General features: G+C 58.4%; 29 protein-coding genes and 1 tRNA gene. 12 read left to right on the forward strand and 18 right to left on the reverse strand.

The features are described from left to right. Position 1 precedes the first annotated feature (1 nt). The 3 genes from G482_RS0102135 to G482_RS0102145 are packed head-to-tail and all read left to right on the forward strand — an operon-like array spanning position 2 to position 2,666. The gene (locus G482_RS0102135) at positions 2-1,177 is read left to right on the forward strand and encodes a patatin-like phospholipase family protein (RefSeq protein ID WP_028448637.1); all 1,176 of its coding nucleotides are present in this window, start codon (positions 2-4) and stop codon (positions 1,175-1,177) included. A gap of 32 nt (positions 1,178-1,209) precedes the next feature. Next, positions 1,210-1,731, forward strand: a complete 522-nt coding sequence (locus tag G482_RS0102140; RefSeq protein ID WP_028448638.1) for a disulfide bond formation protein B — start codon at positions 1,210-1,212, stop codon at positions 1,729-1,731. After that, entirely contained in the window at positions 1,728-2,666 is a 939-nt protein-coding gene (locus G482_RS0102145; protein WP_028448639.1) for a hydrogen peroxide-inducible genes activator, read from the forward strand. The genes G482_RS0102140 and G482_RS0102145 overlap by 4 nt, the downstream gene beginning before the upstream one ends. 297 nt (positions 2,667-2,963) lie before the next feature. Here G482_RS0102145 and G482_RS0102150 read toward each other — a convergent pair. Together G482_RS0102150 and rsmI are read right to left on the reverse strand one after the other, a co-directional pair. Then, positions 2,964-3,047, reverse strand: a tRNA-Leu gene (locus G482_RS0102150). 79 nt (positions 3,048-3,126) lie between these two features. Further along, a complete protein-coding gene (rsmI, locus tag G482_RS0102155; RefSeq protein ID WP_028448640.1) occupies positions 3,127-3,993 on the reverse strand; it encodes a 16S rRNA (cytidine(1402)-2'-O)-methyltransferase in 867 nt (288 codons plus the stop codon). On the opposite strand from rsmI, the gene G482_RS0102160 reads away from it, so the two are divergent. Genes G482_RS0102160 through G482_RS16975 form a run of 4 tightly spaced genes read left to right on the forward strand, consistent with a single transcriptional unit; the run spans position 3,988 to position 6,718 of the window. Then, positions 3,988-5,157, forward strand: coding sequence for a penicillin-binding protein activator (locus G482_RS0102160; protein ID WP_028448641.1), 1,170 nt, complete (start codon positions 3,988-3,990; stop codon positions 5,155-5,157). The two genes, rsmI and G482_RS0102160, sit on opposite strands and share 6 nt — an antisense overlap. Further along, positions 5,147-5,482 (forward strand): YraN family protein, encoded by a 336-nt coding sequence (locus G482_RS0102165; protein ID WP_028448642.1) that lies wholly within the window; start codon positions 5,147-5,149, stop codon positions 5,480-5,482. The genes G482_RS0102160 and G482_RS0102165 overlap by 11 nt, the downstream gene beginning before the upstream one ends. A gap of 49 nt (positions 5,483-5,531) precedes the next feature. Next, entirely contained in the window at positions 5,532-6,122 is a 591-nt protein-coding gene (locus G482_RS0102170) for a phosphoheptose isomerase (protein ID WP_028448643.1), read from the forward strand. Then, positions 6,122-6,718 (forward strand): BON domain-containing protein, encoded by a 597-nt coding sequence (locus tag G482_RS16975; protein WP_051258657.1) that lies wholly within the window; start codon positions 6,122-6,124, stop codon positions 6,716-6,718. Before G482_RS0102170 ends, G482_RS16975 begins: the two co-directional genes overlap by 1 nt. A 140-nt stretch (positions 6,719-6,858) precedes the next feature. Here G482_RS16975 and G482_RS0102180 read toward each other — a convergent pair whose 3' ends face one another. Further along, complete coding sequence (locus G482_RS0102180; protein WP_084414425.1) at positions 6,859-7,488, reverse strand: arylesterase; 630 nt, start codon at positions 7,486-7,488, stop codon at positions 6,859-6,861. Here G482_RS0102180 and G482_RS0102185 point away from each other — a divergent pair. The 3 genes from G482_RS0102185 to G482_RS0102195 all read left to right on the forward strand — a co-directional run bounded on the left by G482_RS0102185 (position 7,487) and on the right by G482_RS0102195 (position 11,703). Beyond that, the gene (locus G482_RS0102185) at positions 7,487-8,206 is read left to right on the forward strand and encodes an ABC transporter ATP-binding protein (protein WP_028448645.1); all 720 of its coding nucleotides are present in this window, start codon (positions 7,487-7,489) and stop codon (positions 8,204-8,206) included. The two genes, G482_RS0102180 and G482_RS0102185, sit on opposite strands and share 2 nt — an antisense overlap. Beyond that, complete coding sequence (locus G482_RS0102190) at positions 8,203-10,665, forward strand: ABC transporter permease (RefSeq protein ID WP_028448646.1); 2,463 nt, start codon at positions 8,203-8,205, stop codon at positions 10,663-10,665. Before G482_RS0102185 ends, G482_RS0102190 begins: the two co-directional genes overlap by 4 nt. A 126-nt stretch (positions 10,666-10,791) precedes the next feature. After that, positions 10,792-11,703, forward strand: coding sequence for a phosphotransferase (locus tag G482_RS0102195; protein WP_028448647.1), 912 nt, complete (start codon positions 10,792-10,794; stop codon positions 11,701-11,703). 41 nt (positions 11,704-11,744) lie between these two features. On the opposite strand, the gene recQ is transcribed toward G482_RS0102195, so the two are convergent. The 3 genes from recQ to prmB all read right to left on the reverse strand — a co-directional run bounded on the left by recQ (position 11,745) and on the right by prmB (position 14,888). Further along, the gene (gene recQ, locus G482_RS0102200; RefSeq protein WP_028448648.1) at positions 11,745-13,532 is read right to left on the reverse strand and encodes a DNA helicase RecQ; all 1,788 of its coding nucleotides are present in this window, start codon (positions 13,530-13,532) and stop codon (positions 11,745-11,747) included. Between the two features lie 122 nt (positions 13,533-13,654). Continuing rightward, positions 13,655-13,801 carry a hypothetical protein gene (locus G482_RS20245; protein WP_156905333.1) on the reverse strand — a complete coding sequence of 49 codons (147 nt, stop codon included), beginning with the start codon at positions 13,799-13,801 and terminating at the stop codon, positions 13,655-13,657. 178 nt (positions 13,802-13,979) lie between these two features. Further along, positions 13,980-14,888 (reverse strand): 50S ribosomal protein L3 N(5)-glutamine methyltransferase, encoded by a 909-nt coding sequence (gene prmB / locus G482_RS0102210; RefSeq protein WP_028448649.1) that lies wholly within the window; start codon positions 14,886-14,888, stop codon positions 13,980-13,982. A gap of 254 nt (positions 14,889-15,142) precedes the next feature. On the opposite strand from prmB, the gene G482_RS0102220 reads away from it, so the two are divergent. Next, on the forward strand, positions 15,143-16,546 hold the full coding sequence (locus G482_RS0102220) for a DEAD/DEAH box helicase (RefSeq protein ID WP_051258658.1): 1,404 nt from the start codon (positions 15,143-15,145) through the stop codon (positions 16,544-16,546). Positions 16,547-16,621: 75 nt separating this feature from the next. Here the strand turns inward: G482_RS0102220 and G482_RS0102225 are convergent, their stop codons facing one another. Next, the gene (locus tag G482_RS0102225; RefSeq protein ID WP_028448651.1) at positions 16,622-16,933 is read right to left on the reverse strand and encodes a DUF2322 family protein; all 312 of its coding nucleotides are present in this window, start codon (positions 16,931-16,933) and stop codon (positions 16,622-16,624) included. Positions 16,934-17,014: 81 nt separating this feature from the next. Between G482_RS0102225 and G482_RS16980 the strand changes: the two genes are divergently transcribed. After that, positions 17,015-17,290: a hypothetical protein gene (locus G482_RS16980; protein WP_034618636.1), complete on the forward strand. Its 276-nt coding sequence runs from the start codon at positions 17,015-17,017 to the stop codon at positions 17,288-17,290. A gap of 75 nt (positions 17,291-17,365) precedes the next feature. Here the strand turns inward: G482_RS16980 and G482_RS16985 are convergent, their stop codons facing one another. The 11 genes from G482_RS16985 to malQ form a co-directional block, all read right to left on the reverse strand. Then, on the reverse strand, positions 17,366-18,301 hold the full coding sequence (locus G482_RS16985; RefSeq protein ID WP_051258659.1) for an HD-GYP domain-containing protein: 936 nt from the start codon (positions 18,299-18,301) through the stop codon (positions 17,366-17,368). Between the two features lie 191 nt (positions 18,302-18,492). Beyond that, positions 18,493-18,687: a Fe-S cluster assembly protein IscX gene (gene iscX / locus G482_RS0102240; RefSeq protein ID WP_028448653.1), complete on the reverse strand. Its 195-nt coding sequence runs from the start codon at positions 18,685-18,687 to the stop codon at positions 18,493-18,495. 73 nt (positions 18,688-18,760) lie between these two features. Beyond that, positions 18,761-19,099, reverse strand: a complete 339-nt coding sequence (gene fdx / locus G482_RS0102245; RefSeq protein WP_028448654.1) for an ISC system 2Fe-2S type ferredoxin — start codon at positions 19,097-19,099, stop codon at positions 18,761-18,763. 23 nt (positions 19,100-19,122) lie between these two features. Beyond that, positions 19,123-20,979, reverse strand: coding sequence for a Fe-S protein assembly chaperone HscA (gene hscA, locus G482_RS0102250; RefSeq protein ID WP_028448655.1), 1,857 nt, complete (start codon positions 20,977-20,979; stop codon positions 19,123-19,125). Positions 20,980-21,075: 96 nt separating this feature from the next. After that, positions 21,076-21,606, reverse strand: coding sequence for a Fe-S protein assembly co-chaperone HscB (gene hscB / locus G482_RS0102255; protein ID WP_028448656.1), 531 nt, complete (start codon positions 21,604-21,606; stop codon positions 21,076-21,078). Between the two features lie 54 nt (positions 21,607-21,660). Then, on the reverse strand, positions 21,661-21,984 hold the full coding sequence (gene iscA / locus G482_RS0102260; RefSeq protein ID WP_028448657.1) for an iron-sulfur cluster assembly protein IscA: 324 nt from the start codon (positions 21,982-21,984) through the stop codon (positions 21,661-21,663). Positions 21,985-22,065: 81 nt separating this feature from the next. Further along, positions 22,066-22,446 (reverse strand): Fe-S cluster assembly scaffold IscU, encoded by a 381-nt coding sequence (iscU, locus tag G482_RS0102265; RefSeq protein ID WP_028448658.1) that lies wholly within the window; start codon positions 22,444-22,446, stop codon positions 22,066-22,068. A gap of 84 nt (positions 22,447-22,530) precedes the next feature. Next, the gene (locus G482_RS0102270; RefSeq protein WP_028448659.1) at positions 22,531-23,745 is read right to left on the reverse strand and encodes an IscS subfamily cysteine desulfurase; all 1,215 of its coding nucleotides are present in this window, start codon (positions 23,743-23,745) and stop codon (positions 22,531-22,533) included. Between the two features lie 61 nt (positions 23,746-23,806). Then, positions 23,807-24,283, reverse strand: coding sequence for a Fe-S cluster assembly transcriptional regulator IscR (iscR, locus tag G482_RS0102275; RefSeq protein WP_028448660.1), 477 nt, complete (start codon positions 24,281-24,283; stop codon positions 23,807-23,809). 97 nt (positions 24,284-24,380) lie between these two features. Beyond that, complete coding sequence (cysE, locus tag G482_RS0102280) at positions 24,381-25,133, reverse strand: serine O-acetyltransferase (protein ID WP_028448661.1); 753 nt, start codon at positions 25,131-25,133, stop codon at positions 24,381-24,383. A gap of 177 nt (positions 25,134-25,310) precedes the next feature. Then, complete coding sequence (malQ, locus tag G482_RS0102285; protein WP_028448662.1) at positions 25,311-26,912, reverse strand: 4-alpha-glucanotransferase; 1,602 nt, start codon at positions 26,910-26,912, stop codon at positions 25,311-25,313. Between the last annotated feature and the right edge of the window lie 29 nt (positions 26,913-26,941).

The raw sequence follows: 26,941 nt of genomic DNA on the forward strand, positions 1-26,941 counted from the left end.
CATGAATCGCGAATGGCAAGCAGCGCCCGATACGGCGCTTATCCTCTCGGGGGGCGGGGCGCGGGCGGCCTATCAGGTGGGCGTGCTGTTGGCGATTGCCAAGCTCTTGCCCCAGCATGCGGCCAATCCTTTTCCGATTATTTGCGGCACCTCGGCCGGGGCGATCAATGCCGCGGGTCTGGCAGTGAGTGCCCAGCAGTTTCGCCATGGGGTTTTTTCGCTGGCACGGATGTGGCAAAACCTCTATCCCGAGCTGATTTACCGTGGCTCGCTCGGTGCCTTGCTGGCCACTGGTGCCCACTGGATGGGCTCGCTGATGCTGGGCGGGTTGGGGCGCTACAACCCGCGGGCTTTTCTCGATAATGCGCCGCTGCGTGATTTTCTGGAGCAGCGGGTGGATTTCAGCCAGATTCAGCGCAATATCGAGCAAGGCGCGCTGCGCGCGGTGGCGATCTCGACCTTGGGCTACAGCAGCGGGCAATCGGTGGCGTTTTTTCAAGGGCACCCTGAGTTGGAGGGCTGGCAGCGCGCTTCACGGATTGGGGTACGTACCCAGCTGAATGTCTCGCATTTAATGGCGTCCAGCGCAATACCCCTGGTGTTTCCAGCTGAGCGTATTCATCGCGAGTTTTTTGGCGATGGCTCGGTGCGCCAATTGGCGCCGCTCAGCCCCGCTATTCATCTGGGTGCCAAGCGCTTGCTGGTAATCGGGGTGGCGCCGCATGGCGATGACGCGCCGGCGCGGCAGCAGGTGAGTGATTACCCGACGCTGGCGCAGGTGAGCGGGCAGCTGATGAATAGTATTTTTCTGGATTCGCTCGAGGTTGATCTGGAGCGCATTACCCGCATCAACCGCACGATTTCGCTGATCCCTGCTGAGGTGCGGGCCAGCAGCGGGCTGAATTTACGCCCGGTGGAGGTGTTAACCATCGCGCCCTCGCAGCCGCTGGAAAAACTCACCTTGCCTTTCAAGCGCGAATTTTCGCTGGGGATGCGCTTTTTTCTCGGCGGTTTGGGGGCGTTTCGCCGGCAGGGCTCGGTGGTGGCCAGCTATTTATTATTTAGTGGCGCGTATGCGCGGCGGCTGATTGGGCTGGGCTATCAGGATGCGCTGGCTAAAGAAGCCCAATTGCGCGATTTTCTGGCTGCCAAGGAAACGGATTCGGCGCTAGAATAGCCGTTTTCTATTCTGACTGGGCGGAGAACAGCATGAATTTGTTCCGCTGGCGATTTGGTTTTGTCTTGGTTTTTCTGGCTTGCGCCGGCATGATCGGCTTTGCGCTCTACCATCAATTTTATCAATGGCTGATGCCTTGCCTGTACTGCGTATATGAGCGCATCGGCATTATTGTGACGGGCCTGCTGGCGCTGGTGGCGGCGATTTTTCCGCCCAGAACCCGCGCTGGGGTCTATGCCCAAACCGGCTTGCTGACATTGGCGGCTGGGGTGACGGCCGCGGTAGGTATTCGCCATACCTGGTATCAATACACTCCGCGTGACCCAAGCGCGCTGTGCCCATCGAGCTTGCCGTTTCCTATTGATCTGAATGCCTTGCCAGGTTGGCTCGCGAGTGTGATCCGGCCGGTGGGCGATTGCGGCAATATCGATTTCACCTTGTTTGGCATCACCATGCCGGCTTGGGTGGCGGTGGCCGGGGTTGCTATCGTGGTGTGGAGCTGGTCTTTGTGCCGGCATCAACTGAATGAAATTCGACGGAATCAGTGGCGATGACGCTTACCGAATTGCGCTATATCGTGGCCGTGGCGCGCGAGCGCCACTTTGGCCGCGCCGCCAATAGCTGTTTTGTGTCGCAGCCGACTTTGTCGGTGGCGGTAAAAAAACTCGAAGATGAGCTCGGGGTGACGCTATTTGAGCGCTCATCGGGCGATGTTTCGCTCACCGCCATTGGTGGCCGCATCGTTGAGCAGGCGCAGCGGGTGCTGGAAGAAGTAACTGTGGTGAAGCAGCTGGCCGAGCAGGGTAAAGACCCCTTGGCCGGCAGTTTGCGCCTGGGGGTAATTTACACCATCAGTCCGTATTTATTGCCCCACCTGATCCCTGAGCTGCGGCAGCTGGCACCGCAAATGCAATTGCTGCTGGAAGAAAACTACACCGCCCGGCTGGCCGAGATGCTTAAGCAGGGTGAAATTGATGTGGCGATTGTAGCCGAACCTTTCCATGAGGGGGGTATTGCTACGCAAGCCTTGTATGAAGAAGGCTTTGTGGTGGCTACCCCTAGGGGGCATGCTTGGGAGGCTATGCCGGAGATTTCGTCCGAACAGTTGGCCGAAGAAAACGTGCTCTTACTCTCGCCGGGGAATTGCTTCCGCGATCAAGTGCTGCAAACCTGTCCGGATCTGAATCGCGAAAGCATGGGCGGCACCGGTGGCCTGCAGCGCACTTTGCAGGGCTCTTCGCTCACGACCATTCGCCACATGGTGGCTGGCGGGATCGGGGTAACCGTGTTGCCGGTGACGTCGGTAAGTGCCGCCGATGATGCATTGCTGAGTATTCGCCCATTTGCCGAGCCCGCGCCTACCCGCCGGGTGGTCATGGCTTGGCGGCGCAATTTCCCGCGTATGGCGGCGATCGAAGCGTTGCGGCAAGCGGTATTGCAATCGGGTATGCCGAAAGTCACCTGGCTCAAAGATGCGCCAATCGAGTAAGAGGCGTGATGAAGTCGCAGTGCGCGAAAGCCAGTCTGCAGTGTTGCGGCTGGCTTTTTTGTTGCGCCGAAGAGCCGAGTAATCAGCGTGGCATGGGGCAGATGACAGGCCTGACGGATGTGGCGTAGCACGTATGCAGCAGTGGCCGGCAGCTGGCTAGAACAAAATGAGTGGGGCTTAGGGGGGTATCTTTGCCGGATTTAAGTAATTTAATGCTTGTGCGGCAATACCTGTATCGGTATGCGAGCAATAGCCAACAAAAAAGGCCTGACGCAGTAGCGTGAGGCCTAATTGTTTTGGTGCCCAGGGTCGGACTCGAACCGACACACCTTGCGGCGGGGGATTTTGAGTCCCCTGCGTCTACCATTTCGCCACCTGGGCAGGTGCAACGTAGAAGCGGGATATTAGCTACTTAAACCGCGCTTGGCAAGGGTTTGTGCCAAATATTTTTGCCGTGCGTTTATTCGGCGGCTTTTTTAAGCAGCAAAGCGCGTTCGTACAGCGTATTGCGCGGTGCACCGCTGATGCTTTGTGCCAGTGCTACCGCCTGCTTCAGTGGTAATTCGGCCAGCAGGGGCTGCAGCAGGTAATCAAAGGCTTCGCCTTCGACGGCGGGCGCGGGCGGCGCGGCATCGACCACGATGACGGCTTCGCCGCGTTGCTGATTGCTGTCGCTGGCAATCCAGGTGGCCAGCTCGCCCAGTGGCATGCGGCGGATGGTTTCAAAGGTTTTGGTCAGCTCCCGTGCCAACACGGCTTCACGCTCGGGGCCAAACATCGCGGCGAGGTCGGCTACACATTCGGCAATGCGATGCGGTGCCTCATAAAACACGGTGAGATAGGGGTGGCCAACCAAAGGCGCGAGCGCATCACGGCGCTGCTTGCTTTTCGGCGGCAAAAAACCATAAAACAGACTGTGTGGCGCGGTGAAACCACTGGCCGATAGGGCGGTCGTAAGAGCAGAGGCGCCAGGAATCGGAATCACGCTAAAGCCGGCCGCATGCACCGCGGCCGCGAGGACCGCGCCGGGGTCGGAAACCGCCGGGGTGCCGGCATCGGAAACCTGGGCAATGGTGTCGCCGGCGGCAAGGCGCTCGATAATCCGTTCAGCCATCGCTCGTTCGTTATGCTCGCGTACCGACATCAGGGGGGTATTGATGCCAAATTGCTTAAGCAGCTGGCCGGTTACGCGGGTATCTTCGGCGGCGATCACATCGGCCTGACGCAAAACCGCCAACGCACGCTCGGTAATATCACCAAGATTACCGATCGGGGTAGCGACCACATATAATGCAGACTTGCTGACAGGATACTCAGGCTTATGCACTTCACAACTCTCCTTGGCGGCCGATTGCAATGGCGCCACGCATTTTGGGCTACAGCAGGCCGAACACTGGCTGCCGGGGCTCTACTATACGGGGCGCTGGCCGGCTCGGCCACTGCGGCAACCGAGAGTGAGAGTGCCAGCCGACCGGTCAACGGTTATATCGCCTTGCTGTTGCCGGGGCAGGCCAAGGCCTTTAAGCCGGCGGTTGATAGCATTCGGGCCGGTGTGTTGGCCGCCGAGCGCGTGCATGGTGGCGCCGAAGTGCCCTTGGTACGCGTGATTGATACCACCGATAAAGAAGAAGACATCAAAGCCCAATACCAGCGCGCGGTAGATGGCGGCGCCATCGCGGTGATTGGCCCGCTGACCAAGTCGGCGATTAATTATCTGGCCGACAGCAGCGAGCTGAAAGTCCCCACCGTGGCCCTGAATGGGTTTGATCCGACCACGTTGCCGCAAAGCCAGCTCTACAGCTTTGGCCTGGGGGTGGAGAGCGATGCGGCCGCAATGGCCATGCTGGTGCGGCAAGAGGGTGGCCGCCAGCCGGTGATTTTGCAAACCAATGACAGTATCGGCCAACGCCTGGCGCAAGGTTTTAGTAATGCCTGGCGGGAAATTCATGGTAGCGAGCCGCTGGTGATCCGGGTGGCTAATCCGCGCCGTGATGCCCCCGAAATTCGTCAGCAGCTCAATGACGCGCTGCCAGATGCGGTGTTTTTGGCTATGGATGCCAAATCGGCCCGCGTAGTGCGGCCCTTTGTGGGCAATGAGCGCGCCGTGTATGCCAGCAATCAAATCAACCCGGGCCGTTTACCCGCCACTACGCTGGTTGATCTGGCTGGCGTGAAATATCTGGATATGCCTTGGCTCGCGGCGCCCGATAGCGAGGGCTATGCACTGTATAATCGCACCCGCTCAAGCGCTAATGATTTGGAACGATTGTTCGCCTTGGGGGTTGATGCTTGGCGAATCGCCGCCATCTTAAGTACAGGGCAGCGTTTTGAACGGCTGGAAGGCCTGACCGGCGTGCTGACTTTAAGCCCTGATAATGTGGTAAACCGCGAATCAGTGGTGCGCGTGATGGGGCGTAAACCCGCCAGCGCCAGTGGCACTGCCGAAGTCGCGCCAGAAGCGGCGGCCCCCGCGGTGGTGAATGAACAATAAAGGCCAGGCCTTTGAAACACAGGCGGCTGAATTTCTGCAGGCCCAAGGTCTGCGCATCGTGGCCCGCAATTGGCAATGCCGGCAGGGCGAGATCGACCTGATTGCCTTTGATGGGCCAATGCTGGTATTTATCGAAGTGCGCATGCGGCGCTCTACCCGTTTTGGTGGGGCTGCCGCCAGTATTACCCCGGCCAAGCAAGCCCGCTGGTGGGCCAGTGCCCAGCAGTATTTGCAACAATTACCGCAAGTGCCGCCCTGCCGTTTTGATGCGATCTGTATCGAAGGCGAGGCCTTGCACTGGATTAAAAACTGTATAAGTGGTTAAACCACACCGCGCCCGCCGGCGAGCGGGCAGATACACGAAAGGAAACCCTATGGATCTGATTCAACGCGTTCAGCAGCATTTCGAAGAAAGCATCGCCGCCAAACAGGCCGCGTTGGAGGTCCTCAGCCCCGCCATTGCGCTGGCGGCCGAGAAAGTGGTGCAGGCGCTGATTGCCGATGGCAAGATCCTGGCTTGTGGCAATGGTGGCTCGGCGGCGGATGCCCAGCATTTTGCGGCTGAAATGGTCGGCCGCTTCGAACGCGAGCGCCCGGGTTTGCCGGCGATTGCCCTGACGACTGATTCTTCAGCGCTCACCGCAATTGCCAATGACTACGACTTTGATATGGTCTTTTCTAAGCAAGTGCATGCTTTGGGTCGCGCTGGCGATATTCTGGTGGCGATTTCTACCTCCGGTAATTCAGCCAATGTCATCTCGGCGATTCATGCTGCGCATGATCGGGGCATGAGCGTGATTGCCTTTACCGGCCGCGACGGTGGGCAAATTGCCGACCTGCTGGTGGGTGATGATGTGCATTTGTGTGTACCTCATCAGCGCACCGCGCGGATTCAGGAAGTGCACATTACCGCGATTCACGCTTTGTGCGATGCGGTCGACTTTACCTTGCTGGGAGGCGATTAATGGCGGTGCAACTGAAACGGGCGCTCAGTATCAGCATTCTGGCCGCGAGTTTGGGCCTGAGTGCGTGCGTGCCATTGGTGGTGGTTGGTGGCGTGGCCATGGGGGCCTGGATCGGTTCTGATCCGCGCCCAACCAAAACCATTACCGAAGATACCTCGCTCGGCGCCAATATCAGCGCCAAAATCATTGATGAATTCAAAGAGCGGGCGCATGTGAATGTGAACACCTTCAACGGTCAGGTCTTGCTGACCGGTGAAGTGCCTGATGCGGCCGCCAAAGCGCGCGTCGAACAACTGGCCCGCAGCTTTAGCCAAACTACGCGGGTGTTTAATGATGTGGTGCAAGCCCCGCCATCGAGCATGGCTGATCGACTGAATGACAGCCAACTCAGTACTCGCGTTAAAACTGCCATGTTGACGAATGGCGGTGATGCGCAGGCCGTGCATATTCAGGTGATTACCGACCGCAAAGTGGTGTATTTGCTGGGCATGAGTAGCCCACAGCTGGCCGATCGTGCCGCGCAAATCGCCGCTTCGGTGTCCGGCGTTGAGCGGGTGGTGAAGTTGGTGCAGCCACTGGCACCGCTGCCGCAGTAAGCGACAGCCCGCCCCAACACACAACGCCATCTTGCCCTGAGCCAGATGGCGTTTTTTATCGGTAGGATCTTAGGGGTATTGAGCTACAAGCTTTGCTTGATAATGCTTGCAGATCAATACCCATGGCTAAATAGCGCCGCTTAGGGTTTGAAGTTTTGCAGCACGTAATTGAGCAGCAAAGGCTGGGCCGCCGCCGTGGGGTGGAGTTGATCGGCCTGAAAATAGCTAGGGGTTTGGATCACAGGCGCCAGTAAAAACGGGCTCAGGCTCAGCTGATATTGCTTGGCCAGCGCCGGAAACACCGCGGCAAACTGGCGGGTATAGTCGGCGCCGTAATTGGGCGGCATTTGCATGCCCACCAGGTGCACTTTGGCCCCGGCTTGGCGCGCGGCCTGAATCATCTGGCTTAGATTGTTTTGCATGGCGCTCACTGGCAGACCGCGCAGGCCATCATTGGCGCCCAGCGCCAGAATCACCCAGCGCGGGCGATGCTGTTTTAAAGCCGCCGGGAACCTTGTGAGCCCGCCAGCAGTCGTTTCACCAGAGACACTGGCATTCACCACCCGCATGGGCCGGCCTTGTTGTTGTAGTTTTTGCTCCAGCAAGGCAGGCCATGCCTGCTGCTGGGCAATGCCATAACCGGCCGAAAGGCTGTCGCCAAACACCAGAATCACCTCGGTGCTTTTGGCCATAGCGCCAGGCGCCAGCAGCGCCAAGGTGCAGGCCAGCAGGCCCCAACGACGCAACACCGATAGGAACTGAATCAGCATGAGTGCAACTCCAGATATTTTGCAGGCCCGCCAGCTCGGTAAAACCGTCAGCAGTGAAGGCGAGAAGCTCACTATTTTGCACGAGATCAGCTTTAGTGTCCCCACCGGGGCCAGTTTAGCGGTGGTGGGGCGCTCGGGCTCCGGTAAATCGAGCTTACTGGCCTTGCTGGCCGGGCTGGATACGCCCAGCGTTGGCGAAGTCATCCTCGCTGGGGCTGCGCTGCAAACACTGGATGAAGATGGCCGCGCCGCGGTGCGCGGGCGCTGCGCTGGTTTTGTGTTTCAGTCATTTCAATTATTGCCCGAGCTCACCGCGCTGGAAAACGTGATGCTGCCGCTGGAGCTGGCCGGCGTGCGCGGGGCCGAGGCGCAGGCCTTGCAGTGGCTAGAGCGAGTGGAGCTGGGGCATCGCTTGCATCACTTACCGCGGCAGCTGTCCGGCGGCGAGCAACAGCGGGTGGCACTGGCGCGGGCGTTTGCGCCCGGGCCACAGATTTTGTTTGCCGATGAGCCGACCGGCAGTCTGGATTCGGCCACCGGGGCGGTGGTGGCTGATTTGCTGTTTGCCCTGAATCGCGAAATGGGCACCACGCTGGTGCTGGTGACGCATGACGACACGCTGGCGCAGCGCTGCAGCCATCAATTGCGCCTGCAAGCCGGGCAGATGATCGACTGGCAGGTGCCGGCGCAAACCGCGGCATTGGAGCAGGCGGCATGAGCGCCGGCATATTGAGTCAGCTGCGGCTCACCGCGCGGCTATTTCGCCGCAGCCTTGCCGCTGGCGAATACAAAACCTTGCTGCTGGCGCTGATCATTGCCATTGCCGCCTTAACCGCGGTGGGCATGCTCACCGAACGGGTGGAGCGGCAATTACTCGGGCAAGCCAGCGAGCTGCAAGCGGCCGATGCCGTGCTCAGTAGCGATCATCCGATCCCGCCCAAGTTTGCCAGCCTGGCCGCCCAGCAGCGGCTGGCCAGTGCCGAGATGGCGATCTTCCCCTCGATGGTGAGCTTTGGCCAAGAGGCGAGTCTGGCCTCGGTGAAAGCCGTGGGGGCGGCTTACCCTTTACGGGGGCAACTGAGCCTGCAAAGTGGAGCTACGCAAGCCCCGCAGCCGGGCGAAGCGCTGATTGATGCGCGCTTGCGCGATGTATTGCAAATCCAGGTGGGGCAGCAGCTCAAAGTCGGGCAATTGCAGCTCACTGTGCGTGACATCATCACGCGCGAGCCGGATGCGGCCTTTGATTTTTCCAGCCTGCAGGCGCGGCTGATGATCAATGCTGCCGATTTGCCGGCCAGTGGTTTGCTGGGCTTTGGCAGCCGGGTGAAATATCGCTTGCTGCTGGCTGGGGAGCCGGCGGCGGTGAATGCCTGGTTGGCGGCGGCGCAGCCGCAGCTGGGGCGCGGCGAGGCGATTGAAAATGCCCGCGAAAGCCGGCCGGAGCTCAAAGAAGCCATCGAGCGCGCCGAACGCTTTTTGCGGCTAGCATCTTTGCTAGCCGGTGTATTGGCGGCGGTGGCGATTGTGCTGGCCGCTCGGCGATTTGCGCTGCGGCATTTTGATACCGTGGCCTTGCTGCGTACGCTGGGTGCCAGCCAGCGGCGCGTGCGCGCGCTGATGTTGGCGCAAATGCTGTTGCTGGCGGGCGTGGCGGCACTGGCCGGCGGCGCACTGGCCTGGCTGGCGCAAGCGGGCTTGCTGTGGCTGATTGCGGCGCAGTTGCCCGCGCCTTTGCCGCCTGCCAGCCTGTGGCCCTGGCTTTGGGCCAGTGCGCTGGGCTTGGTGTTGCTGCTGGGCGCAGCGGGGCCGGTATTGCTGAGCCTAGCCCGTACGCCACCGCTGCGTGTGTTGCGCCGTGAATTGACCGTCGATGTGCATTGGTTCTGGCAATACGCGCTGACGCTACTCGCAATGATGGGTATCTTGCTGCAGATCGCTAAGGATATAAAGCTGGCGGTGATAGTGGGTGGGGGTATGTTGGGCGCACTGCTGCTCTTGGCCGCCTTGGGCTGGTTGCTGCTCCAAGCCCTGCAGCGCTGGCGCTGGCAAGGCAGTGCGCGTTTGGCGCTGCGGCAGATGCTGCGCCAACCCGGCTTACTGCTGGCCCAGCTCGCAGCCCTAACGTTGGGGCTGTGCGGCTTGTGGCTACTCACCGTGGTGCAGAGCGATTTATTGCAGGCCTGGCGCGCACAAGTGCCACCCGAAGCGCCCAATCATTTTGTGATTAATCTGCAGCCTGAGCAGATCGCCACCTTTAATGCCCAATTTGCTGCGGCGGGTTTGCCCGCGCCCAAAGTGCAGCCGATGATCCGCGGGCGCTGGACTTTGCACAATCAGCAGCCGGTACAGCCGCAGCAGTATAGCGAGCCCCGCGCGCAGCGCTTGTCCGAGCGCGAGTTTAATCTCTCCTGGGGCGAAGACGAGCGCGCCGATAATCAGCGGGTGCAAGGTCCACCACTGAATGCCGCTGTGCCGGGCTGGTCGGTCGAGCAGGAGCTGGCGGTGCTGCTGGGCATTAAAATTGGCGATCAGCTCACCTTTGATATTGCCGGCACTGCGGTGACTGCGCCGGTGATTAATCTGCGCGCGGTAAATTGGGGCTCGTTCCGTGCCAATTTCTTTGTAGTGGGCTCCGAGCAGCTGTTACGCGATCTGCCTAGTAGCCGGATTAGTAGTTTCTATTTGCCGCCCGCGCAGCGCACACTGGTGCCACAATTGGTGCGCGGTATGCCCAATCTCACCATCATTGATGTCGGGCAGGTACTGGCGCAGGTTGAAACAGTAATTACGCTAGCGTCGAGCGCATTGCGGCTGGTGTTTGTGATGTGTGTGCTGGCGGGGCTGACGGTATTGCTGGCCGCGCTGGAAACCAACGATAGCGAGCGGCGGCGCGAGGCGGCGCTGATGCGCGCGCTGGGCGCCAGCACTGCCCGTATTGCCCGGATCTGGTGGCTAGAAAGCCTGCTGCTGGGGGCGTTGGCTGGTTTGCTGGCGGGTACTTTAGCTGCGCTGGGCGCTTGGTATGTGGCCACGGCGGTGCTGAAACTGCCATGGGTATTCAATGTTTGGCTGCCACTGGCCTCGATTGTGGCTGGTATGGCCTTGAGTGGCCTCACGGTTTGGCGGCGGCTATGGGCACTGGCGCGCACTTCGCCGGTACTCATGCTGCGCGAATAAGCGGGCTGTTTCGCCAGCCTCGCGGCTTTAGCGGTGGGGGTTTTGTGCAAAAAGTTTGTGCCAGCGCAAAACGCCTGTCACAGGCTGGGCGCATTCTCACCCTGAATGATTGTCGCGGGGGTTGCCATGTTCATCGTCGAACCAGGCCAGGTGGAAAGCCTGTGCCAGCGCTATCTGGGTGGCGTGGCCAGCCGGGTGGAAAAAATTACCGGTTTTCAGGCCGATGTGTATCTGGTGCAGGTGGGCCGTTTACGCGCGGTGCTGAAATGCTATCGCCAACCCGGTCAGGCTGCCCGCGAAGCCGAGGCGCTGACTACACTGCGCCGCTATCTGGTTGATCAGCCACTGCCCGAGGTGATTGCCTTGCATCAGCCCGGCGAGCGCGGCGAAGCGCTGATTCTGACCCAGATTGCCGGCATGCCGGCCAGCCATGAGCTGGAATCGCCAGTGGAAATCGACCGTTTTGCGGATGAATTTGTCGATTGGCTGCGCCGCTTGCACGCGATTAGCTGCGAGCGCGGTTTTCAGGATGAAACCGGCCACTGGCATGCCGATTTTGCCAGCGCTTATCAGGTTGATTTGGGTTTGCGGCAGACCTGGTTGCACAGCGCCGCGGCCAGCGAATGCCTAAGCCAGCCGCTGCGCGAGCATTTGCTGGCGCTGATTGGCGATTTTGCCAGCCTGCCCTTATCGAACCACGCCCTCAGCAGCGTGATTCATGGCGATGCGCATGCGGCCAATTTCTTGGTGGACGCCGAAACCCACCGCCTGTGCGGGGTGATCGATCCGGGCTTGGTCCGCTTTAGCCATTGCGAGCTGGATTTGGTGCAGCTGGATCTGGTGCGGCCAGATATGAAGCTCTTGAGCAATTATCTGCAAAAAGCCGGCTTGGATCGTGCGGTACGGTTGCGTCTGGCGTATTTTGCGATCTTCTATCTGGTGAGCCAGGTGGCGCAAACCGGGGTGGCGGATGAGCCGGCTTTACTGCACGCTATTCAGCGCTATCAGGCGCAGCAACGCGCGGCCATTACGGCTTAAACCGCTCAATCGTTAGCCAATATCAAATGCGCCGCGCGGGCCTAGTGCTCGCGCAAGGCGCGTAAAAACGCATCGCCGTATTTATCCAGTTTGCGGTCACCCACGCCGCTGATGCGCGAGAGCTCGTAGTGATCCTGCGGGCGCAAGCGCACCATTTCCTTGAGCGTGGCGTCGCCAAAAATATGGTACGCCGGTGCGTTTTGTTCGTCCGCCAGCTGTTTGCGCAATTTGCGTAGCGCTTGCCACAAGGCCTGATCGGCGGAGCTGGCAAATTCGCTGTCTTTGTCGCGGTAGCTAAATTTCTCGCTGCGCGCGCGCAAATACAGCGGGATTTCGCCTTTGAGATAGGGGCGGGCGCTGTCAGTGAGCTCGAGTCCACCGTGGCCGGCTGGGCAAAGCTGCAGTGCGCCTTTGGCCAGTAGCTGCCGAAACACGGCGCGCCAGCTTGCTTCGTCGATGTCTTTGCCAATGCCAAAGGTGCTGGTCCGGTCGTGCAGGTATTCGGCAACTTTGCTGCTGTGTTTGCCGCGCAAAACATCCACCAAATGCCCCACGCCAAATTTATTACCGGTGCGATAGACGCAAGAGAGCGCCTTGCGTGCGGCTTCGGTCATTTCCACCAGCTGGGGCGGATTCAGGCAATTATCGCAATTGCCGCAGGGGGCTGTTTGCTCGCCAAAATAGGCCAGCAGCACTTGCCGACGGCATTCGGTGGTTTCCACCAGCCCTAGCATGGCATCGAGTTTGCGTCGCTCGACTTGCTTTTGCTCTTCGCTGCTGCCGCCTTGCATAATCATCTCGGCCAGCAGCATGACATCATTCAGCCCATAGGCGAGCCACGCATTGGCCGGCAAGCCATCACGGCCCGCGCGGCCGGTTTCCTGATAGTAGTTTTCGATTGATTTGGGTAAATCCAGATGCGCGACAAAGCGCACATCCGGCTTATTGATGCCCATGCCAAACGCAATGGTGGCGACCATCACCACGCCTTCTTCACGCAGGAAAATCTGCTGATGTTTGGCGCGGGTGCTGGCATCAAGCCCGGCATGATAGGGCAGGGCGCGAATTTCCTTGCTGCGCAGCCACGCTGCGGTGTCTTCCACCCGTTTGCGTGAAAGGCAGTACACAATCCCCGAATCACCTTCATGCTCGCGGCGCAGAAAGGTGAGCAGCTGATCGCGCGAGGTTTTTTTCTCGACCATGGTGTAGCGCAGATTGGGCCGATCAAAGCTATCGACAAACTCGCGCGCGTTTTCCAGCCGCAGCCGCTGCTGCATTTCCAGCCGGGTGCTGTGATCGGCGGTCGCGGTGAGGGCTATGCGCGGAATGTGCGGAAATTCATCTGCCAGTAGCGACAGCCCGAGGTATTCGGGGCGGAAATCATGCCCCCATTGTGAGACGCAATGGGCCTCATCAATCGCAAACAGCGCCAGCTGCGCTTCACGCAGCAGGGCTAAAAAGCGCGGTGTGAGCAGGCGCTCGGGCGCCACGTACAGCAGCTTGAGCTCGCCGGCCAGAAACTGGCGCTCTACTTCACGGCTGCCGGCGGCATCCAGTGTTGAATTGAGATAAGCCGCGGCTACCCCCAGCTCTTGCAGCGCTTGCACCTGATCCTGCATTAAGGCGATCAGCGGTGAAATCACCACCGCGCAGCCAGCCCGGGCGAGCGCGGGGATTTGATAGCACAGCGATTTGCCGCCGCCAGTGGGCATGAGGACCAGCGCATCCTCGCCCCGGCACAGGGTCTGGACGATGTCTTCCTGCATACCGCGAAAGGCGCGGTAGCCAAAGACGTGCTGCAAAAGGTGGTGAGGGGAAGTGAGGCTCATAAGCGGCGGTATTTTACGCCGCTTCCTGCCCAAGCTACAGCTGAACTTATTGTTTTAAAGGGTATTGGGCTGTAGAGATCTTGATGTATAGCTTTGAAGGTAATACGGAGGGAGGGTATTAATTAATCGTTGCCATCAATCGGGCCAGACTGGGTGGTATAGGCACTGAGGCTTTGATCCAGCAAGGATTTCCTTTTACCAAAGCGCGACCACGGAATAAAGGGCAAACAGGCAAGCACGATTAAGGTGATAACCAGAAATTCCAGCATGGGTCAGCTCGACGCAATATAAGTACCGCCAAGTATATGCCCAGCTTTGGTGCATCGCAATCAAAGCTTGCATGATATGTTAAAAATAAATGCAGTTTCAGAAAGAATATGACAGGTCAATGGCGTGGCGCACAAAAAAGCCAGCCCGTAGGCTGGCTGGTCACTGCGCGATTTGGGCTTAAAGGCCTGCTTCAACCAGCATTTCGCGAGTAAGTAGGAAGACAAAGCCATCGCCCGATTCGGTGGGTAGCCAGACAAACGGCAGAGTTGGGAATTGCTCTTCCAGCACTTCGCGATTGTGGCCAATTTCTACCACCAGTACGCCTTGCGGATTCAGGCGGGCGCTGGCTTCGGCCAGAATACGGCGGGTGATATCCAGCCCATCTTCACCACTGCCCAAGGCCATTTCCGGCTCGTGCAGGTATTCCGGTGGCAGCTCTTCCACGCTATGCGCATCCACATATGGCGGGTTGGAGATGATCAGGTCATAGCTCATGTCCTGCACCGCATCAAAGAGATCTGAATCCAGCAGATCAACGCGATCACCCAGGCCATAATCCAGCACATTGATTTCCGCCACATCCAGCGCATCGGCCGACAGATCTACCGCATCGATGGCTGCATCCGGGAAGGCATGCGCCATCAGAATGGCCAGACAACCGGAGCCAGTACACAGATCCAGCGCGTTGTGCACGAGCTCTGGGTATTCAATCCATGGCTCCAGCCCGCCATTGAGCAAGATTTCGGCAATAAACGAGCGCGGCACAATCACCCGCTCATCCACATAAAATTTAAAGTCGCCCAGATAGGCTTCTTTGGTCAGATAGGCCGCTGGTTTGCGAGTAACGACGCGCTCTTGCAGTACATTGAGCACCAGTTCGACTTCTTCGGGCAGCAGCCGGGCATCAAACACGGGCTCCAGCCGATCGATCGGCAGTTTTAAGGTGGCGAGGATCAGATAGGCCGCTTCATCCCAGGCTTCGCTGGTGCCGTGGCCATAAAACAGCTCGGCGGCATTAAACCGGCTGACCGCAAACCGATGCAGATCGCGGATGGTAGTCAGATATTCGCGGGCAGTGTCATACATGGTTGGGCTCCTTCAAACTGAATGCCGTGAGTGTACGAGGTTTTCTGCTGCTGTGGGCAGCGGGGGCCGATTTAATTGCGCTACGGCAAGCCAAGCTCGCCGGTGGCTGGGGCTGGCAAGAGGCCGGCACGGCAGCCGTGTAGGGTAGAAAATCGGCTTATTTCGTTGATCTAACAGCAGTAAACGGTGTTCAGGGGGGCCATCATCGTGTAAAGTTCCGCCTTTATTGTTTGATTAGTCGGAGTAGTGTGGGTATGACATTTGCAACGCTTGGCCTTGCGCCTGAAGTACTGAAGGCAGTTGCCGAGCAGGGCTACGAAAACCCAACCCCGATTCAGCAGCAGGCGATCCCGGTGGTGATCACCGGGCAGGATGTGCTGGGTGCCGCGCAAACCGGTACCGGTAAAACCGCCGCCTTCACGCTGCCGATTCTGACCCGCATGATGCGCCATGCCAATACCAGCGTATCGCCCGCCCGCCACCCCATGCGGGTACTGATGCTGACACCGACGCGTGAGCTGGCCGATCAGGTTTACGACAATGTGGCGCTGTACAGCAAACACACCGGCTTGCGTAGCCATGTGGTGTATGGTGGGGTCGATATTAAAGCGCAGATACCTGCCTTGCGTGCCGGGGTCGAAATCTTGGTGGCGACACCGGGCCGGCTGCTCGATCATATCCAGCAAAAAAACATCAATCTCTCGCAAGTGGAGATCATTGTGCTGGATGAAGCCGATCGCATGCTGGATATGGGCTTTATTCCCGATATCCGCGAAATCTTCAAGCTATGTACCAGCCGCAAACAAACGCTGCTGTTCTCGGCGACTTTCGCCCCTGAGATCGTTAAATTGTCCAACGATTTCATGCGCAATCCGGTGAAGATTGAAGTCGCGCGCCAGAATTCGGCCAACGAATCCGTGAAGCAAGAATTGCATCCGGTCGAAACCGGCCGCAAACGCGCGCTGCTGGCACATCTGATCCGTATTCATCAGATGAGTCAGGTGATTGTCTTCTGCCGCACCAAAATTGGCGCTGAGCAGGTTTCCCGCGAGTTGCGCCGCACGGGCTTTGTCTGCGAGGCCATTCACGGCGATCGCGATCAAAAAGCCCGTACCGAAGCGCTGAATAAATTTAAAGCTGGTGAATTGCAGGTCTTGGTGGCCACCGATGTGGCCGCGCGTGGGCTGGATGTGACCGACCTGCCGTTTGTGGTGAATTTTGAATTGCCGACCAATCCGGAAGATTACGTGCATCGCATCGGCCGTACCGGCCGGGCTGGGGCGACCGGGGTGGCGATTTCATTGGTTGCGCCGGAAGAAGAAAAATCGTTTGCCGGTATTAAGGCCCTGCTGAAAAAAGAGCTGCAATTGGTGCCGGTACCAGGCTTTTCGCCGGGCACGGTGCAGCTGATTGATGAGCGGGCGGAACGTGGTAACCGTAGCGAGCGCCGTGAACGGGGCGAACGCGGTGAGCGCAGCGAGCGTCCAGAACGCTCTGCCGGTGCAGACCGAGGCGGTGAGCGCATGCCATCGCGGGCGAGCCGCGATGCGCAGGATATTCCGGCCTTCCCAAGCGATTTGCCCAAGCTGCCTAAACGCGGCCCACAAATCGCCGCCTTATTCCTGCCGAAAAAGGCCGCGCCGAGCAGTGTGGAATAAGCTGTCGCCGACCAGCGTGGGCAGCAATAAAAAAGACCGCCATGGCGGTCTTTTTTATTGCGCATTGGGTAGTTCTTAAGCCGCGATCAGGCGTACGGCCAGCGGTGTAGCCCCGGCCGCGAGCGGGAACAGTCGATCAATATTCGGGTGCTTACCCGGATTGGCTTCGGCATCGGTGGTGTGCTCGGCATAAATACGCAGCGCTTTTTGCGCAGCGATATCGCTGATGGCGCCAAACTCTTGAAACAGCGCGTGATACACCCGCAGGCTGCCGGCCTGACCGGGTTTGTTTTCAATCCGCGCCACCACTTCTTCGCCATGCAGTAATTCCAGCGCGGCGAGGTGGTCTACGGTCGGCAATTGGGCCAGTTGTTCGGCAAAATTCATTGTGGTCTTCCTTGTCAACGGATCAGAGGCGTGCAGCGTTATATCACACAAGCGCATGGTGCGCTGCTTAAGGAGAATCCAATGCGTCAAATCGTAGCTATCGCCGCCCTCGCGAGTGGTCTGGTTTTATCTCCGCTGGCTATGGCCGAGCCACCAGCCGGCAAACATGACCATTTCAAAGGCGATATCACCAAGGCCGACTTTCTGAAAAAAATGGAAGAGCGCTTCGATAAAATGGACACCAATAAAGATGGCGTTCTGTCTGAAGCCGAACGCAAAGCCGCGCATGAAAAAATGCGTTCCGAGCGCGAACAGCGCCGCAAAGAGCGGATGGCCAGCCAGCCGATGGCGAAATAATCGCCAGCGACCCAAAGTCGGGCAAAACAAAAGCGGCTAGTGGCCGCTTTTGTGTTTTGAGGGGGCTGATTAATTTCAGGCTTTGCCTGCCACGCCCCAAATGCTATCAAGCGGCATTTGTCCGGCGATAATCCGGCTATCGAGTACGTTCACCACGGTAAAGTCAAAATCGGCGGTATTGCGCAGCACCGGAGTGGGCAGGAGCTGATCATGTGTATCAAACAGCGCCAACACCAGCGGGGTGCTATCGAGTTTGCCGCGCCGAACTACCACGCCGGTTTCGCCATTGATTAAATGCACGATACTGCCCGGTGGATACAGGCCCAGAGTCGATAAAAACAGTTGCGCCAGTTTTTGATCCAAGCTGCCCGCGCCGCTATTGAGGGTGGTGAACATCGCCGAATCGGCCAGCTGGCGGCGGCGATAGCTGCGATTGGCCAGCATCGCGCAATAGCGATCAGCCAGCCCCAGCAGGCGGGCTTCAAAGGTGATTTCACTGCCTTTGAGCTTGCGTGGATAGCCGGTGCCATCGGGCGCTTCGTGATGTTGCTCCACGCAGGTGAGCCACTGTAAATCCGAGACGCCCAGCATCCGCAGCTGATCGCGGCCGATTTGTGGGTGGGCCTGCATTTGGGCGCGCTGCTCGGGCGTGAGTGGCCCGGTTTGCTCGGCCAGCATCGATTCGAGCGCGTGCATCCCCAGATTCATGGTTAGTGCCGCGGCCAACACCGAGCTGCGCGCCATGGCATCTTGCCCAAGATTATTTAGCGACAGCTCCGCCACAATGGCCACGTCCACCGCATGACGAATTGGGTAGGGGGTATCGAGCTCCAGCAGCATGGTAGCGAGCGAAACTTCGGCTGATTGCTGGCAGGCGCGCTGAATCAGCTGCACAATGCCGGCCACGCCAGCGCCAAAATTCTCGGCCGCGAGCGGGTCGGCCAGCAGGGGGGCGAGGTCGCTACGCGCCTGGCGGATTAATTGCAGGGATGAAAGAGGTACGGAAGCCATTTGGAGTTACATGCCAGGCGGATAAAGTATATTAGCGCATACGAATAAAAACAGCGTGAGTTTAGCCTCACGCTGTGACAAAGATGCGGCGCCAAACCCTAGTTTACGCGCTTGAGTGTAGGGACTGTCGCTGGGCTTGTCTGCCCATAAATACCCGTATAGAGCTTGGTATCGTGCTCGCTGGTTGGCGCTTATTCGGCCTCGTCCATCCACATCAGCTGGATCGCTTCGAGGATTTTTTCACCGCAATGCTTGGGATCATCATCAAAGCCTTCCAGCTCCAGTACCCATTGCATCAGATCGGTGAAGCGCACGGTTTTCGGGTCGATATCGGGGTATTTTTCGACCAGTTCGATGGCGATGTCACGGCTGTCGGTCCATTTCATGCTGATACTCCTTGGGGGTAATGCCTGCTATGCTTTGTATATAATAGCTTGGCGGGCGATACATCGATTCGGCTTAGTGATGTTCGCGGGCGTGATTGATGGTGTACTTCGGCAGCTCCACCACCAGCTCGGTGTCGGCCACGACGGCCTGGCACGAGAGCCGCGAGCATGATTCCAGCCCCCAGGCTTTATCGAGCTGATCTTCTTCCAGCTCGTCAGCTTCGTTCAGGCTATCAAAGCCTTCGCGCACCAGCACATGGCAGGTGGTACAGGCGCAGGATTTCTCGCAGGCGTGTTCGATTTCAATGTCGTTGGCCAAGAGCGCATCGCAAATGGTGGTGCCGGGTTCAACGTCCAGTACCGCGCCTTCAGGGCAGAGTACGGCGTGGGGCAAAATCACGATCTGGGTCATGGTGGTTTCCTTGCGCGAGGCAATCAAATATCGGAAATTCGCTGGCCGGCCAGCCCGCGCTTGATGGCGGCATCCATCCGGCGGCTGGCAAATTCACCAGTGGTTTGGTTCAGTTGTTCGGTGGCGGCGGTAATTGCCTCGGCGCTTTCGCCGGCGATGGCGCTGCGCAGGGCGGCAATGGCTGCGCTAATTTCGGCCGTTTCGCTGGCATTGAGCAGCGCGCAATCGCTCGCCAGCGCAATCTCAACTGCTTGAATAATGCTATCGGCTTCCACGCGGGCTTCAGCCAGTTTGCGCGCTTGGATGTCGTCTTTGGCGTGCGTCATCGATTCGGTCAGCATGCGGCTGATTTCATCGTCGGAGAGGCCATAAGATGGTTTCACGGCAATGCTGGCTTCAATGCCGGTGGATTGCTCGCGTGCTGACACGGATAGCAGGCCATCGGCGTCCACTTGGAAAGTGACGCGAATGCGCGCTGCGCCCGCCACCATTGGTGGAATGCCGCGCAGCTCAAAGCGAGCCAAGCTGCGGCAATCGCTTACCAGCTCGCGCTCGCCTTGCAATACATGAATCGCCATCGCGGTTTGGCCATCTTTAAACGTCGTAAATTCCTGCGCGCGCGCGGTTGGGATGGTGCTATTGCGTGGGATGACTTTCTCCACCAGGCCGCCCATGGTTTCCAGGCCGAGCGAGAGTGGAATCACATCCAGCAGCAGCCATTCATCGTCGCCCTTATTGCCAGCCAGCACATTGGCCTGAATCGCCGCGCCAATCGCCACGACTTTATCTGGGTCGAGGTTAGTCAGCGGCTCTTGGCCGAACAATTCGCGCACCGCTTTGCGCACATGCGGCATACGCGTCGCGCCGCCCACCAATACCACGCCCTTGATGTCTTCGATGCGCAATTTGGCATCGCGCAGGGCTTTTTTCACCGGCAACAGGGTTTTGTTCACCTGATGCGCGGTCATGCTGTGAAACTGCTCGGCGCTGAGGGTTAGATCAATAATTGCGCCATCCGAGAGCACGGCGGTAATCTGCGTTTGCGCGTGATCGGTCAGCGCTTCTTTGGCTTCGCGCGCACGGGTGAGCAACAGCCGCTGATCTTGCGCATTTGGGCCATGTAGATCGGCTTGTTCCAGAATCCAGCAATAAATGCGGTGGTCAAAATCATCACCGCCCAGTTGTGAATCACCAGAGGTTGCGCGTACTTCAAACACGCCGCGCGTCAGCTCCAGAATCGACACATCAAAGGTGCCGCCGCCCAGATCGTAAATCACATAAATGCCTTCGGCGGCATTATCCAGCCCATAGGCAATCGCTGCCGCGGTTGGCTCGTTCAACAGGCGCAGTACATTCAAGCCAGCCAGTTTGGCCGCATCTTTGGTGGCTTGGCGCTGCGCATCATCAAAATAGGCCGGCACGGTGATCACCGCGCCCACCAGCTCGCCGCCGAGGCTGTCTTCGGCGCGGTGTTTCAGGGCGCGCAAAATTTCGCTGGAGACCTCAACCGGGCTTTTCACCCCGGCGCGGGTCACCAATTTGAGCATGCCCGGCTCGTCAACAAAGCGGTACGGCGTGGCCAAATCGGCAATGTCATTGATGCCGCGGCCCATAAAGCGCTTCACCGACACCAGCGTATTGGCCGGGTCTTCGTTTTGGCGCGCTTGGGCGCTGTGGCCCACCAGCAAATCGCCATCCACGCCGTAATGCACCACCGAAGGCAGCAAGGTGCGGCCGTCCTGATCGGGCAGGCAGACCGCACTGCCGCTTTTAACGGTGGCCACGAGTGAATTGGTGGTGCCCAGATCAATGCCGACCGCCAGACGATGCTGGTGAGGGGCGGCGCTCATGCCGGGTTCGGCGATTTGCAACAAAGCCATTGGCCTGCTTCCTAGTAATTCAAACTAAATAATCAGGGTATATGCCTGAAGCTATTCATAGATAAAGGCTTCAGGGATATACCCTTGGTGGTTGGCTTAGTACAGTACGGCTTCGATGGCGTCGCCGATTTCCTGATCCAGCTTTTCCATAAAACGTAATTTTCGCACGCTGAGCGCGGCGGCGGCAAAATCCTGCAGCTGATCCAGTTGCAGCGCCAGCGTGTCTTCCAGCGCGGTAATTTCGGCGCGCATTTCACGGGCGAGGCTTTCGAGCGCATCGACATTCTGGCTGGCCTTGGCCTCGGCAATGCCTTCCCGCCATTCCATTTGCGCCATCAGAAAATCCATCGGCATGGCCGTGTTGGTTTCTTCCTGCGTATCGACGCCATGGCGCAGCAGCAGATAGCGGGCGCGGCTGAGCGGCGCTTTCAGGGTTTGGTAGGCTTCATTGATATGCGTGGCCGCTTGCAAAGACAGGCGGCGCTCGGCATCGGCGGCGGTGGCGAATTTATCGGGGTGATATTCGGCCACTCGGGCGCGATACTGGCTATCCAGCGCTTTGCCATCAAGGGCAAATTGCTCGGGCAGGGCAAACAGGCTGAAATGGCTTTGGCTGAAGTCGATCATGGCAAACCGGGTAGGGAACAGTAAAACGCCAGCGGCGAAGCTGGCGTGTTGGGCTTAAACGTTGAAGCTCTCGCCACACCCGCATTCGTTTTTCACGTTCGGGTTGTTGAATTTAAAGCCTTCGTTCAAGCCTTCTTTGGTGTAATCGAGCTCGGTGCCATCCAGATAGGCCAGCGATTTGGCGTCGGTATAGATTTTTACGCCATAGCTTTCAAATTGCAGATCAGTATCGCTTTCCACATCAACAAATTCCAGCTTGTAGGCCATGCCGGAACAGCCTGAGGTTTTCACTGCCAGCCGAATACCCAGCCCTTTGCCGCGTTTTTGCAGGAAATTGGCCACGTGGTTGGCCGCGCGCTCGCTCAATGTTAAAGCCATGATCTTACCCTTTGGGGTATAGGCTGGCAGGTTATGAATCAATTGGCCTGCGGGCCGATACCCTGTGTATGCGTGAAACGATTAACCGTGCTTTTTCTTGTAGTCATCCACCGCTGCTTTGATGGCATCTTCGGCCAGGATTGAGCAGTGAATTTTCACCGGTGGCAGCGCCAGTTCTTCGGCGATTTGGGTGTTTTTGATCGACAGCGCTTCATCCAGCGTCTTGCCTTTCACCCATTCCGTGACCAGTGACGACGAGGCAATCGCCGAGCCACAGCCGTAGGTTTTGAATTTGGCGTCTTCAATCACGCCATCAGCGCCTACTTTGATCTGCAGTTTCATCACGTCACCACAGGCCGGTGCGCCAACCATGCCGGTGCCCACGCTGTCATCGCCTTTTTCAAACGAACCCACATTGCGTGGATTTTCGTAGTGATCCAGTACCTTATCGCTGTATGCCATTTTGTGTTTCTCCAGATTCGCTCAGTTTTTCATCTAGCACTTGGGGTGGGGCGGGCCTGGTGTGGCGCCGCCCGCTGGCCCAACTTAGTGCGCAGCCCACTCGATGGTTGAGAGGTCAACGCCGTCTTTGTACATTTCCCACAGCGGTGACAAGGCCCGCAGCTTGTCGATCTTGCCTTTGATCAGATTGATGGCGAAATCCACTTCGGCTTCGGTGGTAAAGCGGCCGATGGTGAAGCGGATTGAGCTATGCGCCAATTCATCCGAGCGGCCCAGGGCGCGCAAGACGTAAGAGGGCTCCAGCGACGCAGAGGTACAGGCCGAGCCTGACGATACCGCCAGGTCTTTCAGCGCCATAATCAGCGATTCGCCTTCAACATAGTTGAAGCTCACGTTCAGATTGTGCGGCACGCGTTGTTGCATATCGCCATTGAGGTGAACTTCTTCGATTTCTTTCAAGCCGTTCCACAGGCGATCGCGCAGCGCGCCGATACGGGCGTTTTCGCTGGCCATATCTTCGCGGGCGATGCGGAAAGCTTCACCCATGCCCACGATTTGGTGCGTGGCCAAAGTACCAGAGCGGAAACCACGCTCATGGCCGCCACCGTGCATTTGCGCTTCCAGACGGACGCGCGGTTTGCGGCGTACATACAGTGCGCCCACGCCTTTCGGGCCGTAGGTTTTGTGCGCCGAGAAACTCATCAGGTCTACTTTCAGGGTGGCCAGATCAATCGCGACTTTGCCGGTGGCTTGCGCGCTATCGACGTGGAAAATAATCCCGCGCTCGCGGCAGATTTCGCCAATGGCGGCGATGTCTTGAATCACGCCGATTTCATTGTTTACAAACATCACCGAAATCACGATGGTGTCTGGGCGGATGGCGGCTTTGAGGGCTTCCAGATCCAGCAGGCCGTTTTCTTGCACATCCATATAGGTGGCTTCAAAGCCTTCACGTTCCAGCTCGCGCACGGTATCGAGCGTGGCTTTGTGCTCGGTTTTCACGGTGATGATGTGTTTGCCGCGGGTTTGGTAAAAATGCGCCGCACCTTTGATCGCCAGATTGATCGATTCGGTCGCGCCGGAAGTCCACACGATTTCTTTCGCGTCGCAATTGACCAGCTGCGCCACTTGCTCGCGCGCGTCTTCGACTGCGGCTTCCGATTCCCAGCCGAACGGATGCGAGCGGCTGGCTGGGTTGCCAAACATTTCAGTCAGGTACGGAATCATCTTGGCGGCCACGCGCGGATCAACCGGGGTGGTGGCAGAGTAATCAAGATAGATCGGTTTTTGCTGGGTCATGCTGTGTGCTCCGCTGCGTTGGTTCGTGCAGGACGAAAATTCAAATTCAGATAAGCTCGGTTTAATGGGCGCCAAGCAGATGGCGCTGGTCTTTCATCACGCTGGGGTTGTCGCTGGTGCAGCGGCGGGCTTTTTCCTGCTGTTTTTCAATCAGGCTACCCAAGGTGACATCAGACAAAAAGCCGTGAATGGTGGCATTCAGATCGGTCCACAAATCGTGGGTCATGCAGCGCGATTCATCGCGACAATTTTCGCGGCCGCCACATTGGGTGGCATCGATGGGCTCGTCCACCGCCTGAATGATTTCGGCGATGGTGATCGTACAGGCCGAGCGTGCGAGGCAATAACCACCGCCCGGGCCGCGCACGCTTTCCACCAGCTCGCGGCGACGCAATTTGCCAAATAGCTGTTCCAGATACGACAGCGAAATATGCTGACGTTCGCTAATGCCGGCCAAGGTCACCGGCCCATTGGCCTGGCGCAAAGCCAAATCCAGCATGGCGGTAACGGCAAAACGGCCTTTGGTGGTCAGTCGCATGGCGTATCCTTGATGATCAGAATGCAGGGCTATGATACCAATACCCCACTATTTTGGTCAACTAAAAAGTTGACTATTTTAGTGGGGTATTGTGTGCTTAATCGACGATGCGATTGAGGTAGCTTGGATCGAATTTATCGGCGGTTGCGCGCTCTTCGGCGCAATCAACGCCCAGCTGTTCGAGCCGGCGCAAGATCATTTCCAGGCGCTGGTCCGTCGTGACCGAGTGATCAAGCAGGCCGTGAATGGCTTTCACCATCGGGTCGTTCATGTCCGCGCCCACGCCGTAGGCAGAAAAGCCGAGCTGCTCGGCTTTTTGCTCGCGCTGCTGATCAGTTTGCGGGTCGAGAATACGGGCCGGAATCCCGACGGCGGTCGCGCCGGCCGGTACGTTTTTGACCACCACGGCATTTGAGCCGACTTTGGCGCCATCGGCCAAGGTAATTGGGCCCAAGATTTTAGCACCAGCCCCAATAATTACGCCCTTGCCCAGCGTGGGGTGGCGCTTGCCTTGGTTCCACGACGTGCCGCCCAGCGTTACGCCATGATAAAGCGTGCAATCGTCACCGATTTCGGCGGTTTCACCAATCACAATGCCCATGCCGTGATCAATAAACACCCGCCGGCCAATGGTCGCGCCGGGGTGGATCTCGATGCCGGTAAGAAAGCGCGCGCCATGTGACACCATGCGGGCCAGCAATTTCCAGTTGCGCCGCCACAACCCGTGCGCCAGCAGATGCAGCGTCAGCGCATGAAAACCCGGGTAACAGGTAATGACCTCCAGCGTAGAGCGGGCAGCAGGATCGCGGTCGAAAACCACGCGGATATTTTCACGCAAGCGGTCGAACATGGCAGTCGCCAGAGAATCTCAGAAAGACTGAGCATTTTACTCGGTTTTTCCGGCGAAGGGGAGGGCTGAGGGATGGCTTTTGCGCAAGAGCTGTAAGCTGCTGCTGGGTATTGCCTGCTGGGCCTTATTGAATAGAGCCTGACAGGCAATACCCTTTGGGGTATTTGTATTTTCGGCTTAGCTTGGGGCGCGGCCAAATAGCTCGCCCAAATAACGTAGCCGTGCCGCCAATTCGGGTGTGAGCTCGTCGGCAAGAAAGCGATATTGCCAGTTGCCGCTGGCTACGCCCGGAGTATTCATTCGCTCGCTGCCCGGTGCACCGAAGAGATCTTGAATCGGGGCAATCGACAGGGTGGCGGGGGTGCTCCATGCGAGGCGGATTAGATCCCAGTGCGGCGCTTCGCCCGAGACATTCAGATAGCGGCGCAAGTGGTCGCGGCTGATTTCGGGGCTGCTGGCGTACCAGCCCAGCGTGGTGTCGTTGTCGTGGGTGCCGGTGTAAACCACGGTGTGGGCGTCGGGGTAGTTGTGCGGCAGATGATCGCTACTGGCGCTGCCATCAAAAGCAAATTGCAGCACTTTCATGCCCGGCAGGCCCAAGCTTTCGCGCAGGGCGGTGACATCGGGGGTGATGACCCCAAGGTCTTCGGCGACGATGCCCAGCTTATCGCCAAGCTCGGCGCGGATGGCGGCAAATAGCTCTGCCCCGGGGCTGGCGCACCATTGGCCATGTTCGGCCGTGGGCTCGCCAAATGGCACCGACCAATGCGCGGCAAAGGCGCGGAAATGATCGATTCGTACCAGATCAGTACGCGCCAGTGCGGCGGCCACCCGGGCTACCCACCAGCGATATTTGGTTTTTTTGTGTGCGGGCCAGGCATACAGTGGGTTGCCCCACAGCTGACCTGTGGCGCTGAAATAATCGGGCGGCACCCCGGCGACTGCTAGCGGATCGCCGGCGGCATCGAGCTGAAATAAGCTGCGATTGGCCCAGACATCGGCGCTGTCTTGCGAGACAAAAATCGGCAAATCACCCAACAGCTGAATCTGCTGCTGGTTGGCGTAGCTTTTAAGCGCCTGCCACTGCCGGGCAAAGATAAATTGGCAGAATTGCGCGAAAGCAATCTCGGCGGCCAATGTTTGCCGATACTGTTTCAGCGCCTTGGCTTCGCGCTGCGCCAGCGCTGCTGGCCAGGAATTCCACACCGCGCCGTAATAGCAATCTTTGATCTGATTGACGGTCTGTTTATCGGCCAGTCGCTGATAGTAGGCCTGGTATTCAGTGCTTTCGTATTCATTCTGTCGTGCCGCAATAAAGTGTTGCTTGCAGGCAATAAATAGCGTGTAGTCATCCAGCCAGGCCGCTTCGCGCGCGCAAAACTCGCTCAGCTCGAGTGCTAAAGGATGGGTTGGTGCCAGTGCTCGCAGGCCTTGCCACGCTGCACGCAGCACGGCTGTTTTCCATGGCAGCAGGCGGCCATAATCCACCCGGCGCGGGTCGAATTCATGCGGCGGAATCTGTTCGGCGCTGAGTAAGCCATCGGCGATTAATAGCTCGGGGCTAATCAGCAAGGGGTTGCCCGCAAAGGTGGAAAACGACTGATAAGGTGAATCGCCATAGCTGGTGGGCCCAAGCGGTAGCACCTGCCACACGCGCTGGCCGGCACTGGCCAGAAAATCCACCAGCCGGTAGGCGCCCGGCCCTAAATCGCCAATCCCGTAAGGAGAGGGCAGGGAGGTGAGGTGGACCAGAATACCTGCGGCGCGGGTCAAAGACATTTTCTGCCTCTTTGCGGTAATTTGTAATT

Origin of the sequence: Chitinibacter tainanensis DSM 15459, from assembly GCF_000429785.1 — a bacterium.
GTDB classification, from domain to species: Bacteria; Pseudomonadota; Gammaproteobacteria; order Burkholderiales; family Chitinibacteraceae; genus Chitinibacter; species Chitinibacter tainanensis.